The 23,955-nt window shown below is 65.2% G+C and carries 17 protein-coding genes and 1 pseudogene; 12 read left to right on the top strand and 6 right to left on the bottom strand.

Features of this window, described 5'->3' with window-relative positions; genetic code table 11:
• Nucleotides 1-66: 66 nt before the first annotated feature.
• A complete protein-coding gene (gene valS / locus GTW58_RS06595) occupies nt 67-2,721 on the bottom strand; it encodes a valine--tRNA ligase (RefSeq protein WP_119932725.1) in 2,655 nt (884 codons plus the stop codon).
• A 173-nt stretch (nt 2,722-2,894) separates the two neighbouring features.
• Entirely contained in the window at nt 2,895-3,767 is an 873-nt protein-coding gene (locus tag GTW58_RS06590) for a DUF1648 domain-containing protein (RefSeq protein ID WP_119932724.1), read from the bottom strand.
• Between the two features lie 81 nt (nt 3,768-3,848).
• Between GTW58_RS06590 and GTW58_RS06585 the strand changes: the two genes are divergently transcribed.
• The gene (locus tag GTW58_RS06585; RefSeq protein ID WP_119932723.1) at nt 3,849-4,205 is read left to right on the top strand and encodes a DUF488 domain-containing protein; all 357 of its coding nucleotides are present in this window, start codon (nt 3,849-3,851) and stop codon (nt 4,203-4,205) included.
• A 6-nt stretch (nt 4,206-4,211) separates the two neighbouring features.
• On the opposite strand, the gene GTW58_RS06580 is transcribed toward GTW58_RS06585, so the two are convergent.
• Complete coding sequence (locus tag GTW58_RS06580) at nt 4,212-5,015, bottom strand: transglutaminase-like domain-containing protein (protein ID WP_119932722.1); 804 nt, start codon at nt 5,013-5,015, stop codon at nt 4,212-4,214.
• A gap of 111 nt (nt 5,016-5,126) precedes the next feature.
• On the opposite strand from GTW58_RS06580, the gene GTW58_RS06575 reads away from it, so the two are divergent.
• A complete protein-coding gene (locus GTW58_RS06575; protein ID WP_119932756.1) occupies nt 5,127-5,921 on the top strand; it encodes an SDR family oxidoreductase in 795 nt (264 codons plus the stop codon).
• A gap of 104 nt (nt 5,922-6,025) precedes the next feature.
• Here GTW58_RS06575 and purU read toward each other — a convergent pair whose 3' ends face one another.
• Nucleotides 6,026-6,931, bottom strand: coding sequence for a formyltetrahydrofolate deformylase (purU, locus tag GTW58_RS06570; RefSeq protein WP_119932721.1), 906 nt, complete (start codon nt 6,929-6,931; stop codon nt 6,026-6,028).
• 89 nt (nt 6,932-7,020) lie between these two features.
• Here purU and GTW58_RS06565 point away from each other — a divergent pair, with 89 nt between their 5' ends.
• From GTW58_RS06565 to GTW58_RS06550, 4 genes are all read left to right on the top strand, one after another.
• The gene (locus GTW58_RS06565) at nt 7,021-7,728 is read left to right on the top strand and encodes an HAD family hydrolase (protein ID WP_119932720.1); all 708 of its coding nucleotides are present in this window, start codon (nt 7,021-7,023) and stop codon (nt 7,726-7,728) included.
• Nucleotides 7,729-8,054: 326 nt separating this feature from the next.
• Nucleotides 8,055-11,753 carry an isoleucine--tRNA ligase gene (ileS, locus tag GTW58_RS06560; RefSeq protein ID WP_280842282.1) on the top strand — a complete coding sequence of 1,233 codons (3,699 nt, stop codon included), beginning with the start codon at nt 8,055-8,057 and terminating at the stop codon, nt 11,751-11,753.
• Nucleotides 11,746-13,122 (top strand): bifunctional folylpolyglutamate synthase/dihydrofolate synthase, encoded by a 1,377-nt coding sequence (locus tag GTW58_RS06555; protein WP_232818013.1) that lies wholly within the window; start codon nt 11,746-11,748, stop codon nt 13,120-13,122. Before ileS ends, GTW58_RS06555 begins: the two co-directional genes overlap by 8 nt.
• A gap of 3 nt (nt 13,123-13,125) precedes the next feature.
• Nucleotides 13,126-13,560: a DUF4233 domain-containing protein gene (locus GTW58_RS06550; RefSeq protein WP_119932718.1), complete on the top strand. Its 435-nt coding sequence runs from the start codon at nt 13,126-13,128 to the stop codon at nt 13,558-13,560.
• Here GTW58_RS06550 and GTW58_RS06545 read toward each other — a convergent pair.
• On the bottom strand, nt 13,557-14,096 hold the full coding sequence (locus GTW58_RS06545; RefSeq protein WP_119932717.1) for a TetR/AcrR family transcriptional regulator: 540 nt from the start codon (nt 14,094-14,096) through the stop codon (nt 13,557-13,559). The genes GTW58_RS06550 and GTW58_RS06545 overlap by 4 nt on opposite strands.
• 39 nt (nt 14,097-14,135) lie before the next feature.
• On the opposite strand from GTW58_RS06545, the gene GTW58_RS06540 reads away from it, so the two are divergent.
• The 5 genes and pseudogenes from GTW58_RS06540 (at nt 14,136) to ndk (ending at nt 19,396) form a co-directional block, all read left to right on the top strand.
• Entirely contained in the window at nt 14,136-15,116 is a 981-nt protein-coding gene (locus GTW58_RS06540) for an FAD-dependent monooxygenase (protein ID WP_119932716.1), read from the top strand.
• Nucleotides 15,117-15,239: 123 nt separating this feature from the next.
• The gene (locus GTW58_RS06535; RefSeq protein ID WP_209436408.1) at nt 15,240-17,036 is read left to right on the top strand and encodes a choline/carnitine O-acyltransferase; all 1,797 of its coding nucleotides are present in this window, start codon (nt 15,240-15,242) and stop codon (nt 17,034-17,036) included.
• Between the two features lie 159 nt (nt 17,037-17,195).
• Nucleotides 17,196-17,585: pseudogene (locus GTW58_RS15100) on the top strand (FAD-binding protein); the annotation flags it as partial.
• A gap of 127 nt (nt 17,586-17,712) precedes the next feature.
• Nucleotides 17,713-18,825 (top strand): cholesterol oxidase substrate-binding domain-containing protein, encoded by a 1,113-nt coding sequence (locus GTW58_RS06525; protein ID WP_157980470.1) that lies wholly within the window; start codon nt 17,713-17,715, stop codon nt 18,823-18,825.
• A 157-nt stretch (nt 18,826-18,982) separates the two neighbouring features.
• Nucleotides 18,983-19,396, top strand: coding sequence for a nucleoside-diphosphate kinase (gene ndk, locus GTW58_RS06520; RefSeq protein ID WP_119932714.1), 414 nt, complete (start codon nt 18,983-18,985; stop codon nt 19,394-19,396).
• 96 nt (nt 19,397-19,492) lie between these two features.
• Here ndk and GTW58_RS06515 read toward each other — a convergent pair whose 3' ends face one another.
• A complete protein-coding gene (locus GTW58_RS06515; protein ID WP_119932713.1) occupies nt 19,493-20,131 on the bottom strand; it encodes a vitamin K epoxide reductase family protein in 639 nt (212 codons plus the stop codon).
• Between the two features lie 384 nt (nt 20,132-20,515).
• On the opposite strand from GTW58_RS06515, the gene GTW58_RS06510 reads away from it, so the two are divergent.
• Nucleotides 20,516-23,902: an Rne/Rng family ribonuclease gene (locus GTW58_RS06510; protein ID WP_232818005.1), complete on the top strand. Its 3,387-nt coding sequence runs from the start codon at nt 20,516-20,518 to the stop codon at nt 23,900-23,902.
• Nucleotides 23,903-23,955 lie beyond the last annotated feature (53 nt).

Below are 23,955 nucleotides of genomic sequence, written 5' to 3'. Positions count from 1 at the left end.
GGGGTTGTTCCGCCTATCTCATCTGATAGGCGGAACAACCCCGAACTCGGCGTTTCGGCCGGGTCGTCAGCCGGTCGGGGTTTCCTCCGGCTCGGCCAGAACGACGTCGGTGACCAGCAGCCCGCCGTCCTCAACGGTGCCTTCTGCCAGGGTCAGTTCCCGCGCGTTGCCCGCGGCCTTCAGGTCCTCCAAACCAACTTCCAACAGCGCGACTTGGGCGGCGGTGCCGGTGATGGTCGCTGACAGGACCTCCGTACGCTGCTTGACCTTGGCCTCGGACTTGGACTTTCGCAGCCCGGAGAGTGCCTGGCCCACGGTGGTGAGCACACCGGGGTCGGCCTCAGACACGGTGGTGGCAAAGGACTCCGCGGTGGGCCACTGTGCCCGGTGCACCGAACCGGCTCGCCACCAGGACCAGACCTCTTCCGTGGCGAACGGGATGAACGGTGCGAACAGGCGCAGCAATGTGTCCAGGGTGGTGGCCAGTGCTGCGTGCACGGAGGCTTGCTCCGCCTCCCCGCGAGCACCGTAGGCGCGGTCCTTGACCAGCTCCACGTAGTCGTCCGTGAAGGTCCAGAAGAAGGACTCGGTCAGTTGCAGCGCCCGGGCGTATTCGTACTGGGCGAACGCCCCCGAGGACCGGGTGACCACTTCGCGCAGTCGTGCCAGCAGGGCACGGTCCAAGCCGTTGGTCAGCACCGAGGCATCGGTTGCGTCAGCCAGGTCCCCGCCGATCACGGAGGCTTCCGTGACGCCCTGGCCCAGCACGAACTTGGAGGCGTTGAGCAACTTGATGGCCAGGCGGCGCCCGATCTTCATCTGACCTTCGTCATAGGCGGTGTCCGCGCCCAAGCGGGCAGAAGCGGCCCAGTAGCGCACGGCGTCCGAGCCGTACTTCTCCAGGACCTCGTTGGGGACCACCACGTTGCCCTTGGACTTGGACATCTTCTTGCGGTCCGGGTCCAGGATCCATCCGGAGAGCGCTGTGTTGGTCCACGGCACGGAGTTCTCCAAAGAATCCGAGCGCACGGCGGTGGAGAACAGCCAGGTCCGGATGATGTCGTGACCCTGGGGGCGCAGGTCCATGGGGAACGTGACCTTGTGCAGGTCCTCGTCCACGGCCCAGCCGGTGGCGATCTGCGGAGTCAGCGAGGAAGTGGCCCAGGTGTCCAGGACATCCGGATCCCCGGTGAAGCCGCCAGGCACGTCACGCTGATCCTGGGTGAAACCGGGGGCTGCATCCGCGGCAGGATCCACCGGCAGCTGGTCCTCACTGGGCAGGATCGGGTTCGCGTAGTCGGGGTCGCCGTCGTTGTTGAGCGGGTACCAGACCGGGATGGGCACGCCAAAGTAGCGTTGACGGGAGATCAGCCAGTCGCCGTTGAGGCCCTCGATCCAGTTCTCGTAGCGGGAGCGCATGAAGCCGGGGTGCCAGGTCATTTCCCGGCCGCGGTTGATCAGGGCTTCACGACGCCCGGCGTCCCGGCCGCCGTTGCGGATGTACCACTGGCGTGAGGTGACGACTTCCAGGGGTTTGTCGCCCTTATCGTAGAAGTTCACCGGGTGGGTGATCTTCGTGGGTTCGCCTTCCAGATCACCGGAGTCACGCAGCATCTCGACCACGGCCTGTTGGGCGGAGAACACGGTTTTGCCGGCAACGTTGGCGTAGCGCTCGGCGGGGGCGCCGTCGTTGATCCACTCCGGGTTCTCGGAGGCGAACCGCCCGTCACGGCCGATCAGCGCGCGGGTGGGCAGCTCCAGTTCGCGCCACCAGGTGACGTCGGTGAGGTCACCGAACGTACAGATCATGGCAATGCCGGAGCCCTTGTCGGGCTGGGCCAGGGGGTGGGCCTTGACCTCAACCTCGACGTCGAACAGCGGCGAACGCACCGTGGTGCCGAACAACTCCTGGTAGCGCTCATCATCCGGGTGGGCAACCAGCGCCACGCAGGAGGGCAGGAGTTCGGGGCGGGTGGTCTCGATGAAAACCTTCTGGCCGTCCGGACGGTGGAAGGACACACGGTGGTAGGCACCCTCGCGTTCCTTGTCCTCGATCTCAGCCTGAGCCACGGCGGTGCGGAACGTGACGTCCCACATGGTGGGGGCCTCTGCCATGTAGGCGCTACCGGCCTGAAGGTCCTTCAGGAAAGCCAGCTGGGAGACCTTGCGGGAGTGATCATCAATGGTGCGGTACGTGCGGTCCCAGTCCACGGAGAGCCCCAGGGTGGCAAAGAGGTGCTCAAAGACCTTCTCGTCCTCGACCGCCAGTTCTTCACACAGTTCAATGAAGTTCTTGCGGGAGACCACATCCCAGTCCCGCTGGTTCTTGGCGGGCTTCTCCGGGGGACGGTAACCCTCCACGTAGGAGTACGTGGGATCGCAACGCACGCCGTAGTAGTTCTGCACGCGGCGCTCAGTGGGCAGACCGTTGTCATCCCAACCCAGTGGGTAGAACACGTTCTTGCCGGTCATCCGCTGGTAGCGGGCGATCACGTCCGTCTGCGTGTAGGAGAACATGTGTCCCACGTGCAGAGAGCCGGAGGCCGTGGGCGGGGGAGTGTCGATCGAATAGACCTGCTCGCGGGTGGTGTCCGGGTTGAAGGCAAATGTGCCGTGCTCGCGCCACTGCTGCGAGTACTTCTCCTCCAGACCCTCCAATGCGGGCTTGTCCGGGTAGTTCACGGTGGTGGGCGTGTCTGTGCCCTGCGTGTTTTCAGCCATGCGGGCCAGTCTTTCATGTTTGCGGGGATCCACACGCGCCCGTGGGGTGTCCGCGTTGTCACTGTGCTGAGCTCCGCACGCCGCCCCGCTCCTCCGCCGAGTAGGCCGTTTGATCGCCCCTGAGTGGGTCAGGAGCGATCAAACGGCCTACTCGGCGGGAGAAGGGGAGGGGACTATTGGGCGGGGAAGAGGACCGGGGTCAGCAGGAGGAAACCGGCCAGTGTCAGGAGGAACAGCACCAAACCAGCTGCCAGGACCTTGCCTGCAGGCTTGGCGATGTTGACCGTGTAATTGCTGCGCGGGATGTCGAACGGTATCCACAACGGAGCATCGGGGTCATCCACAACGGTCACAAAACGCCAGGCGTGCAGCTCACGTCCAGTGCCCGGTCCCAGGGGCACGGCCAAAGCGGCGAGCTCTTGCTCAATCATCGGCCGTACCTGGCGGCCCATCAGGACCGGCAGCACCACCACAGCCAAGGTGGCAAGACCGAACAACCAGACAGGAGATGCAGCGTGGTATCCGCTGATCCACCGCGGAATCTCCAGGGCACAGATGACCACCAGGAATGCCAGAAGCGACCAACTCAAACTTCGCATGATCACGGTCATGGTGGCGGCCTGCCGGATCATGGTGCCCAGGCTCTCGGCGTCTTGCACCACACCCGTGGAGGGGCGTGAACGGGACACAGACATCACGGCCAGCATGATTGCCATGGACAACAGAATGGCTCCGCCACCCACCAGCGGCGCCATCAGCACGTTGGTCACGGTCTTTTCGCCCCAACGCGTCACCTGGCCGTCCGCGCCGGTGTGCAACGGCACCTGGTCCGGAATTCGGTCCCACATGGCCCCGGCCATCAGGAGTGTGGCCACAAGAACCACGACGCCGATCCCCACCGGCACCCACCCGCTCCTGGATGACCATGTGAAGGGACGGTATCCATCCTCGTGAAGCTCTGTGAGCCAGGCACCTGTGGGCAGATCATCCGATGACTTGGGTCGGTCAGCCGGGACCGGGAGCTGGGTGCGGGAAGCCTGGGACATGGGCTCACTTTCGTCGTCGTCGTTCCAGCGTAGGTGACTGACGTCAAGTAGCGGCTGACTAGGCGGGGGTAGCGTGCGGGCATGACCGAAATCGTGATCAAGCGTGTGCGTGAAGAACCCCAGGAACAGGATGGTGTGCGGATTCTGGTGGACCGGCTGTGGCCGCGGGGGCTGTCCAAGGCGAAGGCCGATGTGGGCTGCCGTGTGCCCGAGGCAGCCCCGTCCCCGGAATTGCGCAAGTGGTTCAACCATGAGCCGGCCAAGTGGGAGGAATTCGTGGAGCGCTACCGAGCGGAGCTGGAGGAGAATTCAGCAGCCGCTGAGCTGGCCGCGCAGATCGAGCGCCACCCCAAAGTCACGCTGCTGTACGACGCCAAGGACACCAAGCACAACCACGCTCTAATTCTGCGGGACTGGCTGGCTTACCAGGCGGGGTGACCGGCCTCAGAGACTGACTGGACCTGAGTGGTCGTCAGTGGGCAGCCCGTCCAGCGCCACGGCGGTGACCTTCATGGAGGCCAGGTCGAAATCGCTGTGCAGGGAGGTCAGGAACGCAGTGTCGGATGCGTCACGGCCTGTGGCAATGCGCACCAGCGACTGACGGGGAGCCAATCGAGTTGCATCCACCACCTGCCACTGGCCGTCCACGGCGACTTCTGCCACCGCGTGGAAATCCATGGGGCTCAGACCCGGGGCGTACACGGAGACCAGCCGGGCCGGCAACTGGCAGGCGCGCAGCAGGGCCACACTCAGATGGGCAAAGTCGCGGCACACGCCGCTGCGGGCCAGGTAGGTGTCCACGGCACCATCGGTGGGGATGGAGGAGCCAATCACGTAGCTGAGATGTTTGTGCACCCAGTCGCTCACAGCCTGGACAGCCTGCTGACCTTTGAGGCCTTTGAAGAGTTCACTGCCGAGGGGTGTCAGTTTGTCGGACTCGCTGTAGCGCGAGGGTCGGCGATAGAGGATGTCCTGGTTGTCGTCGAAGTCAGCTGATGCCCCAGCGGTGCCGACAACGGCGCGGTATGTGAAGTCCACCTGGCCGGCCTCAACAACCGCCTTGTGCAGACGGGTTCCGTGCACAGATTCGATCTCCGTGAGTTCCACACGCTGACCGTCCAGCGTGCAGTTGATCTCCTCCTCCACAATCTGCGGCCCGGCTGCGGCTGCCACGGAAAAAATCAACTCGGCGTAGGCGCTGGTGCTGCCTTGGATGCGAGCGGTGACCTCGGTGCCGTGCTGTGCCACGGTTCCCCCTGTTCTTGCGGTTCGCTGCAGGAACGCAGCCGCCTTACAGTAGCCGATCCACCACCGTTCATGGCCTCCATGACGCGCGCTGCACGCGCTACCGTGGTCACCATGACTGAGACCACAGCAACAGGGCACACGAACAACGACCACGAACGGCACCCGGTGGCCGTGGTGACCGGTGCATCCACCGGAATCGGAGAAGCCACGGCACGGAAACTCCGAGCAGACGGTTGGACGGTCTACGCCGTGGCTCGTCGTGCGGACCGGTTGGAGGCGCTGGCCCAGGAGACCGGTGTGGTGCCTGTGGCCACTGATGTGACGGACCAAGGCCAGGTTGAGGCCTTGCGGGACCGAGTTCTTTCCGAGTCCGGGACCCTTGACGCCCTGGTGAACATCTCCGGCGGTGCGCGGGGCACGGACCCGGTGGGGGAAGCTCAAGACCAGGACTGGGAGTTCATGTTCCAGGTCAATGTCATGGGCACCATGCGTGTGGTTCGCGCCTTCCTCCCGGCGCTGCGCCAGAACGGGGAGGGCACCATCTTGAACCTGACCTCCACCGCGGCCGAACACGCCTACGAGGGTGGGTCCGGCTACAACGCGGCCAAGTCCGGTGAGCGGGCGCTGACGCAGGCGTTGCGGTTGGAAGAGGCCGAGCACAACGTGCGAGTGATTGAGGTGGCACCGGGCATGGTTCACACCCCGGAGTTTTCGCTCATGCGCCTGGGTGGGGACCAGTCCAAGGCGAACAAGGTCTACGCCGGTGTTGAGAAGCCTCTGACCTCAGAGGATGTGGCAGACGTCTGCGCATATGCGTTGAACCTGCCGCATCACGTGAACCTGGACCTGATCACGCTGCGCCCCGTGGCCCAAGCGGCCCAGCACAAGGTGATCCGCAAGGGCTGAGTTGTTGGTGCTCCGACGAACCCTCACGGGACTACGCCATCAGCGACTGATGGCGTAGTGCCGTGAGGGTTCGTCCAGAGGGCTACAGGTTGTTGGGCGGCTTATCAGCCGAAGACGACCGTGCGGTCCCCATCCAAGAAGATCCGTCCCTCGCAGTGGGCGCGCACAGCGCGGTAGAGCACATTGCGCTCCACGTCCGCCCCGGACTTCACCAGTTCTTGCTTGGTGTGGCGGTGATCCACCCGGACCACGTCCTGTTCGATGATCGGGCCCTCATCCAGATCAGCCGTGACGTAGTGCGCGGTGGCACCAATCATCTTCACGCCGCGATCATGCGCGCGCTGATACGGGTTGGCGCCGATGAATGACGGCAAGAACGAGTGGTGGATGTTGATGATCGGCGTGGGGGCCTTCTGCAGGAAGTCGTCACTGAGGATGCGCATGTAGCGGGCCAGGACAATGACGTCGACGTCGTCACCAATGGCCGCCAGGACCGCTGCCTCATGTTCTTCCTTCGTGAGATCTGCGTTGGGAACCACCTGGTAGGGGATGCCGTGGAAGTCACACAGGGCCTGGTGGACATCGTGATTGGAGATCACCTTGACCACCTCTCCTGCCAGCTGACCCGTTTGTGCGCGGCGGATCATTTCCACCAGGCAGTGATCCGTCTGGGAGGCCAGTACGGCCACACGCAAGGTGGCCGGGTAAGGCTGAATCTCCACCGTGGAGGCATCCAGGGAGTTGGTCAACCGTTCGTGGAGGCGGTGAAACTCGGCGTCTGCGGCGTCGTCGTTCGGGGTGCGTTCGGCAGAGGAGTCAAGCACGGCGCGGAAGAAGAAAGACCCGCCGGAGGCACCGTGGACCGGGGCGCCAGTCTGGGGGAGCGCATCGCCATCCGTGAACTGGTCCAGCTGCAGGATGTTCATACCTCGGTCCGCAAAGGCGGTGGTGATGGTGCCCACCAAGCCGGGACGGTCGGGACAGGTGACGCGGACGATGCGCTGGGCCATGGAGCTGCGGCCTCCAAGAAGTCAAGACGGATGTTGGCTGCCGACCATGGTCCCACAGCCCGGCCCTGCGCTGGACATAGGCTGAGCCCATGACGACGACGGACGGTGCCCCGGACGACGATTGCTTCCGGCAGCGTGTGGTGGTGTTCGACTTGGACGACACCTTGGTGGCGGGCGACTCCTTCGCCCGGTTCCTCAAAGCCCGCATCTCAGGCAACCTACTGCGGGCAGCCGCGACCGTCCTCACGGCACCCGCCTGGATCCCCGCGTGGGCGTTGCGACGCACGCGTGTGGCCGCCGAGAGGTACCTGATCTGGCTGGCCTCCGTGGGTTTGGACGATCCGACCTATGAGGCGGAGGCGCGTACGTTCGCTGCCGAGCACGCGGGTCCTGCCGGTGGGCGGACGTCCGCACCGGCATTGGCCTGCGTGCAGGACCATCTCGACGGGGGCGACCGAGTGCTGGTGGTCACTGCCTGCGCTGCGCCCGTGGCGCAGGCAGTGTGCGAGGAGGCCGGGCTCGTCGGAGTCGAGGTGGTTGCGTCGACCATGGTCCGAAGCCGATGGCGGTTCCCTCGCCGTGTAGAACCCGTGCGCGGAATCGCCAAACTGCGGGCCCTTGAGGCCCTGGGCGTGCAATTGCCGGTGGAGCACGCCTATTCGGACAGCCACTCGGATCTCCCGTTGCTCATGGCGGCCCGCACACCGCATGTGGTCAATCCGTCCGCCCGGGATCTGCGTCGACTCCGTGAGGCTCTGGGGCAGGGCCTCGACGTCCTGGACTGGCACCAGGACTGACATGAAAGCCGACGGGGCCCTCCCTCTGGCGTGAATCGCAGGCCCTCACCACGTACACTTGACCCGACTTGGCGTTGATCCGGCCATCACCGGGGAGCTCTTCGGAAGAACGGTCCGCCGCCACGTTCAGCGGGCTCAGTAGAACCGGACGGGTCAGGCCCGTGACAGCCTGCAATCAAGCGGCATCCGCTTGGGGAGTCACTACGGCACGCACCGCGTCCGTCGTCGTGAATCTTCAGTGGGTGCAAGCGAGGTGGTACCGCGTGGCCGACCCAACCGGGTCGGTGGCGTCCTTGCAGCCCGGCCGATCAGGTGACTGGTCGGAGATGAGCCAAGGCAAGGACGTACGCGAAGTGAACCAGCCGCTGTATCCCAAGGCGAGCACCAACCCTGATGCCCAGGGTGTTCCCACCTCCCCGCGCTTCCCAGAGATCGAGGAGCGGGTGCTGGAGTACTGGAAGCGGGACAACACGTTCCAGGCCAGCATTGATCAGCGCCCGGCGGGGGAGGATGGCTCCAACGAGTTCGTGTTCTATGACGGCCCTCCGTTCGCCAACGGTCTGCCCCACTACGGTCACCTGCTGACCGGCTACGCCAAGGACCTGGTGGCCCGGTATCAGACCCAGAAGGGCCGCCGTGTGGAGCGCCGCTTCGGCTGGGACACCCACGGGCTGCCGGCCGAGCTGGAGGCCATGAAGCAGCTGGGCATGAACGACAAGAAGCAGATCGAGGCCATGGGCATCGACCGCTTCAACGCCGCCTGCCGCGAGTCCGTCATGAAGTACGCGACCGAGTGGCAGGACTACGTCACCCGCCAGGCCCGCTGGGTGGATTTTGAGAACGACTACAAGACCCTCAACGTCGAGTACATGGAGTCGGTCATCCACGCCTTCGCCGAACTGGATAAGAAGGGCCTGGTCTACAAGGGCTACCGCGTTCTGCCGTACTGCTGGAAGGACGAGACCCCTCTGTCCAACCACGAGCTGCGCATGGATGATGACGTCTACCAGGACCGCACCGATCAGACCGTCACGGTCGCCTTCCGCCTGACCGGCGAGTTGGCCACCGGCGGCAAGGTCGACGACGACGCCCCGGCTGCCGCCACTCAACAGCTGGCTTCCGAGCTGGCCGGTGTGGAAGCCCTGGCCTGGACCACCACGCCCTGGACGCTGCCCACCAACCAGGCGCTCGCGGTCGGCCCGGAAATCGACTACGTGGTGGTTGCAGGTACCGGTGAGATGGAGGGACGGAAATTCCTGCTGGCCGAGGCCCTGTTGGGTGCTCACGCCAAGGCCTTGGGATTCGAGGATTCTGAGGCCGCTGCGGGGGCCGTCGTCGCCCGGCACCGTGGTGCTGAACTGGAGGGGCTGAAGTACCAGCCCCTGTGGGACTACCTGGCCAACCTGCCTACCACGTTGGTGGAGCCGGCGCCGGGTCAGGACGCGGCCAACTCCTGGCAGATCATCGTGGCCGATTACGTGACCGTCACGGACGGCACCGGCCTGGTGCATCAGGCACCGGCCTACGGTGAGGACGATCAGAAGGCCACCGCCGAATACGGCATCCCCGTGGTGCTTTCCGTGGACGATTCCGGTGAGTTCCTGCCCTGGCTCGGGGACACCGCGGTGTCCGCCGAGGCTCCGTTGGCTGCGATCGCGCGGCTGAACGTGTTCGACCCCGAGGTTTCGCGAACCATCATTCGCAATCTGCGCGAACGCAACCTGCTGGTCAAGCAGGACTCCTACCTCCACGCCTACCCGCACTGCTGGCGTTGCCGGAATCCGCTGATCTACCGGGCCGTGGACTCCTGGTTCGTGGAGGTCACCCGGTTCAAGGACCGCATGCTGGAACTGAACCAGGAGATCAACTGGATCCCCGGCAACGTCAAGCACGGTCAGTTCGGCAAGTGGCTGGAGAATGCCCGTGACTGGTCGATCTCCCGCAACCGCTACTGGGGTTCGCCCATCCCCGTGTGGGAGTCGGATGACCCGCGCTTCCCGCGCCGGGACGTCTACGGTTCTCTGGCGGCGATGGAGCGTGACTTCGGGCGGCTTCCGCTCAACGACGACGGCCAGGTGGACCTGCACCGTCCCTGGATCGATGATCTGACGAGGCCCCACCCGGACCCGGATGCCGCTGCCGCCGGTGCCACCATGCGCCGTGTTCCCGAGGTCCTGGACGTGTGGTTCGATTCCGGTTCCATGCCCTATGCCCAGGTGCATTACCCGATGGAAAACGAACAGTGGTTCAACACCCACAACCCGGGTGACTTCATCGTGGAGTACATCGGCCAAACCCGCGGTTGGTTCTACACGCTGCACATCCTGGCCACGGCTCTGTTTGACCGTCCCGCGTTCCGCAACGTGATCTCTCACGGGATCGTGCTGGGCTCCGATGGACAGAAGATGTCCAAGTCCCTACAGAACTACCCGAACGTCAACGAGGTCCTGGACCGTGACGGCGCCGACGCCATGCGGTGGTTCCTGATGTCCAGCGCCATCCTGCGCGGTGGCAACTTGATTGTGACCGAGGAAGGCATCCGAGAAGCCACCCGCCAGATGCTGCTGCCGCTGTGGAGCACCTGGTACTTCTTCAGCCTGTACGCCAATGCGGCGAACAACGGTTCAGGATACCAAGCCTCTGAACGCTGTGAGTCCGAGAACGTGATGGACCGCTACGTGCTGACCCGCACCGGGGCAGCCGTGCGTGAAGTGGGCCAGAAGTTCGATGACTACGACATCTGGGGTGCCGCCGAGGCTTTGCGCAACCACATGGAGCTGGTGACCAACTGGTACGTGCGCCGTTCCCGCGACCGGTTCTTTGACGAGGACCCTGCAGCATTTGACGTCCTCTACACGGTTCTGGAAACCACCACGCGATTGTCTGCATCCCTGTTGCCGCTGATCTCCGAGGAGATCTGGCGCGGACTCACTGGCGGTCGTTCCGTGCACATGACGGATTGGCCCGACGCTGACAAGTTCCCGCACTCGGATGAGGACCTTGCTCTGGTGGAGCGCATGGAGACCACCCGCACCGTGGCCTCGGCCGGGTCCGGGTTGCGCAAGGCTCACAAGCTGCGTGTTCGCCAGCCGTTGGCGGGTCTGACGGTGGCGGTGCCCGGAGGCAAGGACCTGGCCGGGACCTTCGAGCAGATCATCGCGGATGAGCTCAACCTCAAGTCCGTGACCCTGTTGGACGCTGCCCAGACCAGCCCCGCAGACTTCGGTATCTCCCAGCAGATCAAGGTCAACGCTCGCGCGGCCGGCCCCCGCCTGGGCAAGGGTGTGCAGGCGGTCATCAAGGCCACCAAGACCGGCGACTGGCAGATCAACGACGACGGCACCGTGACTGCCGGCGGCGTTGAATTGGTGGAGGGCGAGTACGAGCTCGAGACCGTGGTGTCCGACGACGCCGGTTCCGGTGCCGTGGCCGTGCTGCCCGGCGGCGGGTTCCTGGTGCTGGACACCGAACTCACCCCGGAACTCGAAGCCGAAGGCGTTGCCCGTGACATGATCCGGACCATCCAGCAGGCGCGGAAGGACGCGGGCCTGAATGTCTCCGACATAGTTAGAGTTCAAATTCCCGTGGACGAAAATATTTTGACCAAACTCGCACCGAATCTCTCGTTAATCATGAGCGAGACAATGTCGCGTGTCGTAGATTTCGTCCCGTCTTCGGGAATGACTCGAAAATTACAAGGTTCTTTGGCGGCGTCGAGCGCAGTGCACGGTTGGAGGGTGTCGACGCCTGCTTTTGAATTCTTGAAGCAGCAACATCGGGACATGATGCCATCCGCTTTTACCGGACGGAAACTGATATTTGAGAAAATGAATCCTCCATCAAAGTTGTTGAAAACTGTTTCGATGCGCCCCCTGAACTTTCAAGTTCAAATACCAAATCTAAGCTCTCTTGATCTTGACTCAATTGAACCACCTAGGCCCCAAGACGATGAGGTGTCTGTGGAGAAGGTCGATTCAAGTGAGCATGCAAGTGCTCCCGAAAGAGGCGACGCAAGTGATCGCTGAGGCTTGGGATTTGCCCGACGCGCAGACGGTCGAGGACGTGTACCAGCTGCTGCTGGACCGGGCACCGGAGAACAAGATGGCGCCACGGCTGGATGCCATGCAGCAGATGGTGGAGGTCCTGGGGGACCCGCACCGTTCTGCTCCGGTCATCCACATCACCGGCACCAACGGAAAGACTTCCACGGCGCGGATGATCGAATCCCTGCTGCTGGCGCAGGACCTGCGGGTGGGCCGCTACACCTCTCCACATCTGGAGAGCGTGACGGAGCGCATCAGCGTGGACGGCGAACCGGTGGATGATGACACGTTCGTTCGGGTGTTCAATGAGATCGCGCCGTACGTCGTCGTCGTGGATGCGCGGTTGGCTGAGGCCGGGGCACCCAAGCTGACTTATTTTGAACTGGTCACCGTGCTGGCCTTTGCCGTCTTTGCGGACGCTCCCGTTGACGTCATGGTGCTGGAAGTGGGTCTGGGCGGTGAATGGGATGCCACCAACGTGGCCGACGGTGCAGTGTCCGTGGTGACGCCGATCGATCTGGACCACACGGACCGGCTCGGCGACACCCCGGGGGAGATCGCCCAGGAGAAGTCCGGGATCATCAAACCCCAAGGATTCCTGGTCTCTGCTGCCCAGGACCCGGATGCCGCCCAGGTCCTCCTGGAGAAGGCACAGGAGCTGGGTGTCCCGTTCCGGTTCGAGGGTGTGGAGTTCGGCGTTGAGGAGCGGCTGCCCGGTGTGGGTGGCCAGCAGATTACCGTGCGTGGCCTGGCGGGCACCTACCCGGACCTGCTGCTGCCCCTGTTGGGTGAGTACCAGGCCAGCAACGCTGCCGTGGCCATTGCGGCCGTGGAAGCGTTCGTGGGCGGGGGAGAAAAGGCCTTGGCTGAGGACATCGTGCGTGATGGTCTGGGGGCGGCCTCCTCGCCTGGGCGCCTGGAGCTCATGCAACCATCCCCGCCCGTGGTCATTGACGCTGCGCACAACCCACACGGCGTGGCAGCTTCCGCGGCTGCCCTGGTGGAGACCTTCCACCCGGAGCGGCTCTACGCCGTGGTGGGCGCCTTGAGTGACAAGGATGTTGACGGCATTCTGCAGGCACTCATGGACGGTTACTCGCACCTGGACGCCCAGTGGTGGTTCACCGCATCCGACTCGGCCCGCGCCATTGCTCCGGAGACCCTGGCCCAGGCGGCCATTGACTTGGGATTCCCGGAGGGCTCAGTTCATTCGGCGGAGACGGTCGACGACGCCGTGACCCAAGCGCTCGAGGCAGCACGGACGGAGAAAACTGAGAAGGGTGAGTCCACCGTTCTGATCACCGGCTCCGTGACCGTCGCCGGTGAAGCCCGCCGGATCCTGAAAGGCTGACCCATGGCACGAATGACCAAGGCCCAGCGCGAGTGGCGGCCCAATCAGATCAAGAAGCCGCGATCGATCAAGATGATGTTCGCCTCCACCGTGCTGACCATGGAGGCATTCGTCGTGTTCTTCGGGGCGCTCACGGTGTTCGGCCTGTGGGGGCCGGAACACCCGCACCGGCTGTGGGTCCTGATCGGCGGGTCCGTGTTCGCGGTGCTGTTCATCCTGTGCTGCGCGGTCCTGCGGAAATCCTGGGGTGTGGCCGCCGGTTGGGTACTGCAGGTCTGGATGGTGCTGACCGGCTTCTTCCTGCCGGCCATGTTCGCCCTGGGGGCGATCTTCGTCCTGCTCTGGTGGTATGCCGTCCGCAAGGGGGCGCAGCTGGACCGGGAGAACGCCGAGCGGTACCAGGCGGAACTGGACTGGCAGGCGCGGCACGGGGGTTAGACGCTGCTCGGGCCGAGGAGACGACGCACTGCTTCCGCCACTTCGCCGGGGTTCACTTTTCGGGTGCTGAGCATCAGCCCGTTCAGCAGCACTCCGTTGAGATGGTCTGCTGCCATGCGCGCCGCGCTGGAAGGATCGGCCAACCCGGCGCTCGACATGACATCCACCATCAGCGTGCGCAGACGGTCGTGATGGGTGCTGAGGTCCACGCTGGGCTCGGTGGCCAGGGCGAGACGCGCCCGCTGGGGTCCCGGGTTGGCCAGTTGAGCCGTAATGAAAGCATCCGCGAGGTCCGCGACGTCGTCGGCGGACCGTACGGAGGCGACGTCGAGAGCTTCCGCCATCTGCATGTCCTGACGTTCCAACTCATCGGCGACGGCTGCGACAAGTGCCGCGCGCGTGCGGAAATGGTTGGAGCACGTGCCCGTAGGCACTTCGGCGGATTGGTCCACCGCACGGTGGGTGAGTGCGCGGGACCCGCCTTCGGACAGGACCCTGATGGCGGCATCGACCAGGTTGTCGCGGTGTGTTGCCATGTATTGAATCTAGCCTCACTACAAATGTAGTGTCAGTGCATGGTCGCCATTGACATCATCGGGGGAGGGGTCGCCGGGCTTGCGCTGGCCGCAGGTCTGGATCCGCAGCGCTTCGAGGTCCGCCTCCACGAACGCGCCCCTGACCGACGGGAACTGGCCACGGTCTATGGGCTCTGGCCCCATGCTCTGCGCGCATTGCAGATGCTGGGCGTGGACGAGAAGGTCAGGGCGTGCTCGCATCCCGCACTCGGAGCTGCGGTGTCCACCTCCGCGGGGCGCAGCATCGGTCGGACCCGGGCTCCAGACGATTCTTGGCTGGTCCCCAGACCCGACCTTCTGAGGGTTCTTGCCGAGGCTGTGCCACCGACCGTCCAACGGTTCACCCACGCCATCCTCGATCCAGCCACTTTGGACGGAGACGTGGTGGTTGGGGCAGATGGCGTCCATTCCGTGACCAGGGCGGCAGCTTGGAACCGTCCGGCGCGTCGCACGGGCGCCATGGCGTTCCGTGGGGTGGTGGACGGGAGCATCGAGGACCTGGTTCCGGGCCAGCAAGGGCTCCATGAGTTCTGGGGGCGAGGCAGCCTGTTCGGCATCTCACCGAACACCGGCGGTCGAACCAACTGGTTTGCCTCGACACGGGAATTCCGTGCCACCCCGGAAGAGGCACTCGAATGGTCGCGTCGGCATTTCGCCGGATTTCCGACGCCGGTCCACACAGTCCTGAAGCGCGCCGAGCCGGGACACACCCTGGTCAACCCCATCGTGGAGACACCGATGTTGCGGAGTCTGGTCCGCGGACGCCACGTGCTCGTCGGCGATGCCGCACATGCCATGTCGCCGAACCTGGGGCGCGGAGCCTGTGAAGCCCTGGTGGACGCCGCAACGTTGGCGCAGTGCTTGTCCACGCTGGCACCGGCGGATGCGCTTCGGGCCTACGAGCGGCGCCGACTTATTCGTGGCCAGACACTTCGTTTGGCCTCGGGGGCCGTACGTCGGGTTGCCCTGCATTGGCCGTAGCAAATCGTCCACTTCGCCGGCCGTGGGTAGGCTCCACATCAAGAAGTTGCGTGGTTACAAAGCTGTGGTGACTCGGTGGGTCGGTCTGCGCCGTGGGGTGCGCGGGGCCCGGATGAAAGGCAGATGATCGTGTCCAAGTTCCTCCCGGTTCCGCCGCTGTCCGACACGCTGAAACGATTGGGCTCGACGGTCGAGCCCGTCGTTGAAGCCGAGACTGCAGCCGAGTTCCCGGGTGTTGTGGACCGATTCGGCGCGAGCCCCGGTGCCCAACTGCAAGCACGTCTCGAGGCCTTTGCGGAGGAACAAGCCCGCCACGGCGCCTCCTACCTTTCGGATGCGTGGACCCAGAGCTACCTGGACACGCGAACGCCCTTGCCCTTGACCACGAGCGTGTCCTTTCAACTGGCCGGGTTCCCGAGTGCTGTGGGGCTGGAGCGTGCAGCGGACTTCCTCCACCGAGCGGCAACCATTCACCTGCTGCAACGTCGAGGTGAAACACCCGTGGAGGTGGATCCTCGCGGGACCACCCTGGACATGGACCAGTGGGAGATTCTCAGCGGTGGAGTGCGCCATCCTCAGGCAGGACGCGACGAGGCCCGTCGTCCGTCGGATTCGCCGTCACGAGCCTGCATCGGCGTGCTCTTCCATGGGCGGCTCTTTCTGGCACCTGTTGCTGACGACGACGGTCGGATCCTGCCGTCCGCGACCATTCGCGACGTCGTGAGTGGCATCATCGATCGAGCGACCGACCCGGAGTCGTCGCCGTTCGAGGACGCCGTGCCGGCAACTGTTGCCGGGTTCACGGGTCTTTCGTACCTGGGCAGCGAGGTCGCCGGGCCCATGCTCGAAGAACTCCTGGGCTCGCCCGAGAACGCCGAGGTCTACGCCCACCTCACGGACATGCTGTTCGTCCTCCATGTCCTGGACGACGCCGAGGACAGCCACGGTGCAATGGTACAGACCGAGGACGGGGCTCCACAGGGTGACCTCGATCGCCTGCGCAACCTCGCCTTCGAACCCGGCCACGCCTGGGCGTACAAGCCCATCACCTACGAGCTGTCCCTGACCAGCGACTGGTTGGCCATCCATTTCGAGCACAGCGCGGCCGACGGCGCCACCGTGCGGGCCGCCGTCGCGCGGATGCAGGAGCTCGACCTCGCCGATGAGGATTCCAGCCCGGAGCAGGCCGACGTCCAGGAGCCGCGGGAACTCGTCTGGTCGATGACCGACGACTTCCGCGGGCGACTTGAGGCGCATGTGGCGGAGTACCGGGAGGCGAGCGCACCCTACGGCGTGCTGTCCACGTTCGCCCCACGTACCGACCTGACGCGCCTTGGTCTCAGAGTCAGCGACGACGCCGTGGCCCAGCTGCTCATGACCTACGCCCAACTGGCAACCTACGGCCGCGTGCGGAGCGTCTACGAGTCCGTGGACATGCGGGAGTTCCAGGCCGGTCGAACGGAATGCCTGCGCCCGCTGACGCCCCAGGCCGTCACGTTCGCGCGTGCGCTGCTGGAGAACTCCGCCACGCTCGATCAGTTCAGGGACGTCCTGGATGCTCACCGGGACTGGATCAAGGCATGTAAGCGCGGGGCGGGAGTTGACCGGCATCTGTTCGGCCTGCGGATGATGGCCGAACAGACGGGGGAGGACCTTGCGTTCCTCGAAAGCCCCGGCCTCCAGGCACTCGGAAAGGACTTCCTCTCCACCACGTCCCTGGGCGAATCGCAACCGATCGACCGGTACGCCTTCGCCCCGAGCCTCCCGCACGGCCTGGGCATCGGCTACATCAAGTACGACGACGGGTTCGAGTACGTCATCAATCACCGGGCCGATCACGCTGAACGGGTCGCAGAGTTCGCGCACAACCTGGTCGTGGCCGGGCAGGCCTTGTGCGACTGGGCCGCGCAGTTCGACTGAGAGTGTCCAGTCAGGCATCACCAGCAGGCAGCACGAGAAGCCACCAGGAGAAGGAAACCGGACCTGAATCAACCATGCGCACAGGGGGTCGGGGTCACCCGCCGTGATCTCGTCAAAGGCGGGTTGGCGTTGGCCGGAACCTGGAGCCTGATCGGCGTCGTGACGCCCACCGACGCCCAGGCCGCTGACACCCCGCCCGGTTTCCCCGGGACTGTGAGTCTGTACCGCGACGTCTTCAAGAACTGGGACGGGACGGTGGTCACGGACCAGCGGTGGACGTGCAAGGTCACCACTCCGGGGCAGGTCGAGGAGATCGTCAACTGGGCCGCCGGCGCTGCCTATCGCATCCGCCCGCGCGGCTACGGCCACACCTGGTCACCGCTGGTGGTGACGGGGGGAACGTCCGCGGACGCCAAGGTGGTCGTCGTCGACACCACGGGTCTGGCAGCCATGAGCATGGACGACGGCGAACGGGTGCGCCTGCAGGCCGGTGCCGAAATGGGACAGGTCATGGCTTACCTGTCCGGGCAAGGCCGCAGCCTGGTCGGAGCGCCGGCTCCCGGGGACGTGACCGTCGGTGGCGTCCTGGCCGTCAACGGCCACGGCACCAAACCTGCCCACCGCAGGAGAGCAACGCCCGGTCGGTGGTACGTACGGCACCCTGTCCAACGCTGTCGTGGAACTCACCGCCGTGGTGTGGGACCAGGCCGCGGGTGGATACCGACTCCGGACCTCTCAACGGACGGAGTCGGAGATTGCGCCGCTGCTGGCCCACGTGGGGCGCGCGTTCGTCACCGAAGTGGTCCTGCAGACCGTGGCCAACTACAACCTGCGCTGCCGCAACACCACGCTGATCCCCGCCAAGGAGCTGTTCGCCGCACCGGAGGCCGCGGCGTCGCGGTCCCTGAGCTCCCTGCTGGACCGGCGCGGTCGGGTCGGGGTGATCTGGTACGCCATGACCAAGTACCCGTGGGTCCAGACCTGGCAGGTGACACCCACCAAGCCACTGTTCTCCAGCCAACGGTTCGCGCCGTTCAACTACCCGTTCGCGGACCAGCTGCCGTCCGAGGTCGTTTCCCTGATCACGAAAGTCACGCAAGGGGCGCGGTCCCTGACCCCAACGGCCACGGACACCATGCTGCATGCCACCCGTGCGGGACTGGTGGCCACCGGGGCGCTCGACATGTGGGGCGAGGCGAAGAACTTCATCCACTTCGTGCGGCCCACGACTTTGCTGCTCTCCGCCGGCAGCCACGTGGTCATCACCAGCCGCGCCCAGGTGCAACGGGTGGTCGCGGACTTCACCACGCACTACCAAGGCCTGATCGACGCGTACAAGAACCGGGGTCTGTACCCGGCCAACAACGTGTGCGAAATCCGCGTGACGGGGCTGGACCAGCCGGGCGACATTGGTGTGGAGGGGGCGGTTACGCCGTCGTTGTCCTCGGCGCTACCGGTGCCGGGTCGACCCGAGTTGGACACGGCCGTCTGGCTGGACGTGCTGAACCTTCCGGGCACGCCGAACACGGGGGAGTTCTTCGCGGAACTGGACGCCTGGTTCATGGCGTTGCCCTCGAACCTCGGCGTGGCACGACCCGAATGGTCCAAGCGCTTCGCCCACACCGCGGCCGGTGCCTGGACCGACGACCACGAGTTGCAGGAGGGGATCCCCGGCCAGTTCCCCGCTTGGCGGGAAGCGTTGGACATGCTCGACACCCTGGACCCCAAGGGCGTATTCCGCGCGGCGTTCTACGACCGCCTCATGCCACCGCCCGGTACGGAGCCCTGAGACCGCCGTCGTCCCCTCAACCGTGGGGTGCCCGGACCGGAAGGCGGGTGGGTGCGCACAGTAGGCTGACCCGTGGATCTGAGCGGCGCCATCGCGCCGCCGAACAACCGACGGCCGGGGACCCACCGGCCCGTCACGTCAAGAAGGAGATTCGTCCATGACGGAACGCACCCTTGTCCTGGTCAAGCCGGACGGCGTCGAGCGGAACCTGACCGGGCAGGTCCTGGCCCGCATCGAGGCGCGTGGCTTCAAGCTCGTCGAGCTCAAGAAGCTGGATGCGACCCGCGAAATCCTGACGGCCCACTACGCCGAGCACGAGGGGAAGCCGTTCTTCGAACCGCTGGTCGAGTTCATGATGTCCGGCCCCGTGGTCGCAGCCGTGTTCGAAGGCGACTCCGTGATCGAGTCCTTCCGCGCCATGGCCGGCGTCTCGGACCCCGTGAAGGCTGCTGCGGGTACCATCCGCGGTGACCTGGGCCGTGACTGGGGCGAAAAGGTGCAGAAGAACATCGTGCACGGCTCGGATTCCCCGGAGTCCGCGGAACGCGAAATCGGCATCTGGTTCGCCTGAACCACCTCACAACGCCGCGAACCCTCGCGAAACTCGCCGATCAGTTGTTGATCGAGCAGTTTCGCGAGGGTTCGCGGCGTTGAGAGGGGTGTCGGGTCAGCCGAACATGGTGCCGGAGAAACGCACCAGCACGGAACCGAAGACCACAAGCCAGACCAGGACCACGAGAGCCGGCGCCCAGATCCGTGTGGTGTCACGCAGACCGTCCGGGGCCGGGAGCGCTCCGGTGCGTACGCAGCGCGCCAGCGTGGCCATCAACAGGACCGGGTGCACGAACCACACGAGCATGCAGTACAAGCACAGGGCGTTGATGGAGAAGGTTGCCTGGGTCCAGAGCCACAGCAGGAAGATTTGGCCCAGGATCTGACCAGCCAGCAAGCCCAACCAATACCAAGCGCGGTACCGGGCCCCCGCCAGCACGCCTACCGCGATCACGATCACCAACGTGTAGGCCACCAGGCCGATGAACGGATTGGGGAAGCCCAGCAGGTTGGCCTGGGAGGACCGGATCACGGTGCCGCACGAGAACGTGGCGTTGATGTCACACGCCGTCACGTGCAGGGGATCTTGCACGATCGCCCACTTCTCGATGACCAGGGAGATCGAGGCGTAGAGGCCAAGTCCTGCGGTGATCAACGCAAGCAGGGCCCAGGTTCTGTCCCCGCGCGGCAGGCGCGATGTGGGATCGGATTCGTCCAGGGCGGCCTGGTTGTGGTTTTCGGTGGCTTTCGTCATCACATCGTGATCATAGGCGCGGTGCTTGAGTACGCGCTGAACACGTTGCCGTGGGTTGTATGTGCCAGAATGAAGCCGGTCACGCATCGGCTGCACCCGGTGTGTGATCCGTACCGGTTCCGATCGCACGCCCGGTGGACAGCAGCTCTCAGAAAGATCGAGCGCGTCCGTCGGGGTCAAGACCGCCCGAGTGCCACTGTTTCCAGGTGGCCCGGTGGCTCGGCACACCGGACGGCCCGTGCGGCAGGTCGGTTACCACCGCGCCCCGCACGGAGCACACGACGACTTCTGGCAGCCGCGCGACCCTCAGGGGCCCCGCACGGCGCCACCGACCGGCGGGCCACCGGGTGTAGACGGTGCTACCCGCAGGAACATGGCGAATACATGACCAACGACCAGGTGAATCAAGCGAGCGAAGGCTCAGAGTTCCCCGCCGACGAGCACACCTCGAACACACCCACCGTCGCCGCGTCCGTTACGCCCGTCGAACCTGCCGCGGAGGCTCCCGCGGACGCCTCTGCTGAAGCTCCGGCCGAGATCCAGGCAGAAACCCCTGCCGAATCGCCCGCTGAGGCGGCGTACCAGGCGTTGCAGGAGGCCGAGGCCCGGGGCGGGCAGGACGTCGCACAGACCGAGTTGCCCCTGGACGAGTCGACGGAGGCACCGTCGACCGAGACTCTTTCAACTGAGGCGCCTGAGAATGAGGCGCCCGTGAGCGACGCCCCGGCCGACGGCGAGGAGCAAGCAGAAGATCCGGCCGTGAAGCCAGAGGAATCCGTGGAGTCTGCCGACTCCTCGGAATCTGCGGAATCGTCCGAGTCGCCCGAATCGGCGGACTCCCCGGAGGACGCCCCCGAGAGCGACGACGACGAGCAGACCGAGTCGGACGAGCAGGCAGGATCGGAAGAGCAGACCGACTCCGACGACCAGGCGGACGCGGACGGTCGGACCGACTTGGACGCACAGACCGACTCCAACGACCAAGCTGATTCAGACGACGCACCCGGCCAAGCTGACCCCTTCGCCGTGTTCAGCGCCGCGTCCGCCACGTCGTTGATGTTCCACGCCCCGGACACGGACGCCATCAAGGCTGCTGCCGAGCGCGCTGCCGTGGCCCGGGAGGAAGCCCGTCAGGCCGCCATCGAGGAAGCTGAAGCCGCAGAGGAAGCCGAGTTCGAGGATCCTGAGCCCGGGGCAGGGGTGACCAGCAAGCGCAGGCGGCGGCGTCGTCGTGGATCCGTGGACATGGAACTGGAGGGCGGCAACGACGACGATCCCCCTGGAACCGTCACCCGCATCCGCACCGGTCGCGTGGTGGACAGCTCCGCGCCCACCACCGTGCAATCCGTCAAGGGATCCACCCGGTTGGAGGCCAAGAAGCAGCGCCGTCGTGAATCGCGTCAGTCGGGACGCCGCCGCCAGGTGATCACCGAGGCCGAGTTCTTGGCCCGCCGTGAATCGGTGGAGCGCAAGATGGTGGTGCGGGAGAAGGATGACCGCATTCAGATCGGCGTGCTGGAAGACGGCGTGTTGGCGGAGCACTTTGTCTCCCACACCCAGCAGGATTCGCTGATCGGCAACGTCTACTTGGGCAAGGTGCAAAACGTGCTGCCGTCCATGGAAGCCGCCTTTGTGGACATCGGACGGGGCCGCAACGCGGTGCTCTACGCCGGTGAGGTCAACTGGGACGATGCCGATCTGGGGGGTTCCGCCAAACGGATCGAAAACGCTTTGAAGCCCGGCGACTCCGTGCTGGTACAGGTCACCAAGGATCCTGTGGGGCACAAGGGTGCGCGGTTGACCAGCCAGGTCTCCCTGCCGGGCCGTTACCTGGTCTACGTCCCGGGTGGTTCCATGACCGGCATCTCCCGCAAACTGCCGGATGTTGAGCGGCAGCGGTTGAAGAAGATCCTCAAGGATCACCTGCCGGAAGGCGCCGGCGTGATCGTGCGCACCGCGGCTGAAGGTGCGTCCGAGCAGGAACTGACCAACGACATCAACCGGCTGCGCTCCCAGTGGGAACAGATCCAGGAGAAGTCGGCCAAGGGCAAGACGCTGGCTCCGGAGCTGCTCTACGCGGAACCGGATCTGACCATCAAGACCGTCCGTGACGTCTTCAACGAGGATTTCACCTCCATGACGGTCCAGGGTGAGGCCGCCTGGGACAACATCGAGGCCTACGTCATGTACGTGGCCCCGGATCTGCTGGACCGCGTGTCCCAATGGACGGAGGACGAGGACCTGTTCGAGCACTTTCAGGTGGACGAGCAGATTTACAAGGCACTGGACCGCAAGGTCATGCTGCCCTCCGGTGGCTCCCTGGTGATTGACCGCACCGAGGCCATGACCGTGGTGGACGTCAACACCGGAAAGTTCACCGGGTCCGGTGGCAACCTGGAGGAGACGGTCACCAAGAACAACCTGGAAGCCGCCGAGGAGATTGTGCGTCAGCTGCGGCTGCGCGACATCGGCGGGATCATCGTGATCGACTTCATCGACATGGTGCTGGAAGCCAACCGTGACCTGGTGCTGCGCCGACTGGTGGAGTGCCTGGGGCGGGACCGCACCAAGCATCAGGTGGCGGAAGTGACCTCGTTGGGTCTGGTGCAGATGACGCGCAAGCGCATGGGTACCGGCCTGCTGGAGATCTTCTCCGAGCCCTGTGAGGCCTGCGATTCCCGTGGTGTGGTGATCCATGACCACCCGTTGAAGGGCAAGGGTGGGATCTCCACGGATTCCAGCCGCCGGGACCGCAACGAGCGCAAGCGCAATCGCCGTTCCAACACGTCCAACAATTCCTCCTCGGATCAGAACAGCGCGGGCAGTGACTCCTCTGCCGCACCGGAGGATCCCGAGCAGGCCAAGCGCGCCCAGGCCACCCGAAACGCCTTTGCAGCCATTGCCTCGGCTTCTCATCACGACGACGACGCACCGGCCAAGGACGCCGAGGGTGCTGGCACTGATGATTCCCAAACCGTCCAGGAGAACGGGGAGACGTCTGCGGAAGCCAATGGTGCTGGTGCGGGCAAGGGCTCGCAGCGGCGTAAGAAGTCCGGAAGTTCCAAGCAGTCCGAGCCGGAATCGGAGACTGCTGAGGTCACGGATCAGGGCGGAGAAACCGGTCCGGATGACGGCCGAGAGGGCAACAAGCGTCGTCGTAAGCGCCGTGGAAAGCGCTCCCGCAACCGTGGTCAGAACGACTCGGAGAACCGCACCGCATCCTCTGAGGGCGAGGGCCGGGACCGTGATGCTGCGCCGGAACCCACCACGGAATCCTCCTCGGATTCTGCGGTCGCGAACTCTGCAGGCGCGGACTCTGCGGGCGCGGATGCCCCGAAGGAGGCCGCAGCCAAGGGAGAGCCAGCCAAGAAGCAGAACACGGAACCCGTGGCACCCATGCAACGGGAACAGCCGCGTCGTCGTACCCGTGGGGCCAGGCGCGCTGCCGCCCCCGTGGGGACACCGGAGAAGGCTGATGCCCCGGCTGTTGCGGCCGTGACGGTGACCGCGGGGACTGCGGTGGCCGTGACCGGTGGCAGGGAGGACCAGTCCAAGGTGACCATCAACGGGCAGGTGATTGATCTGCCCTACGGCTCCGGTGGGGCACCCTCCACACAGCCGGCAGGGTCCGACCAGTCAGCTGTTGCGTCCTTGGATTCCCTGGCGGATTCGCTGGGGGAGCGTGGCCCGCAGCAGCCGTCAGCCCGCAAGCCGCGTCGCTCACGCCGAGCCTCGGCACCGGCTGCAGCACCGCGCGCGGACGCCGAATAAGGCTGAGGCCTTCCCACCAGTGGCCCGGATTCCCTTGTGGAACCCGGGCCACT

This window comes from Kocuria subflava, assembly GCF_012163155.1.
GTDB classification, from domain to species: domain Bacteria; phylum Actinomycetota; class Actinomycetes; order Actinomycetales; family Micrococcaceae; genus Kocuria; species Kocuria subflava.
This window is presented reverse-complemented; position numbering and strand designations above follow the sequence as displayed.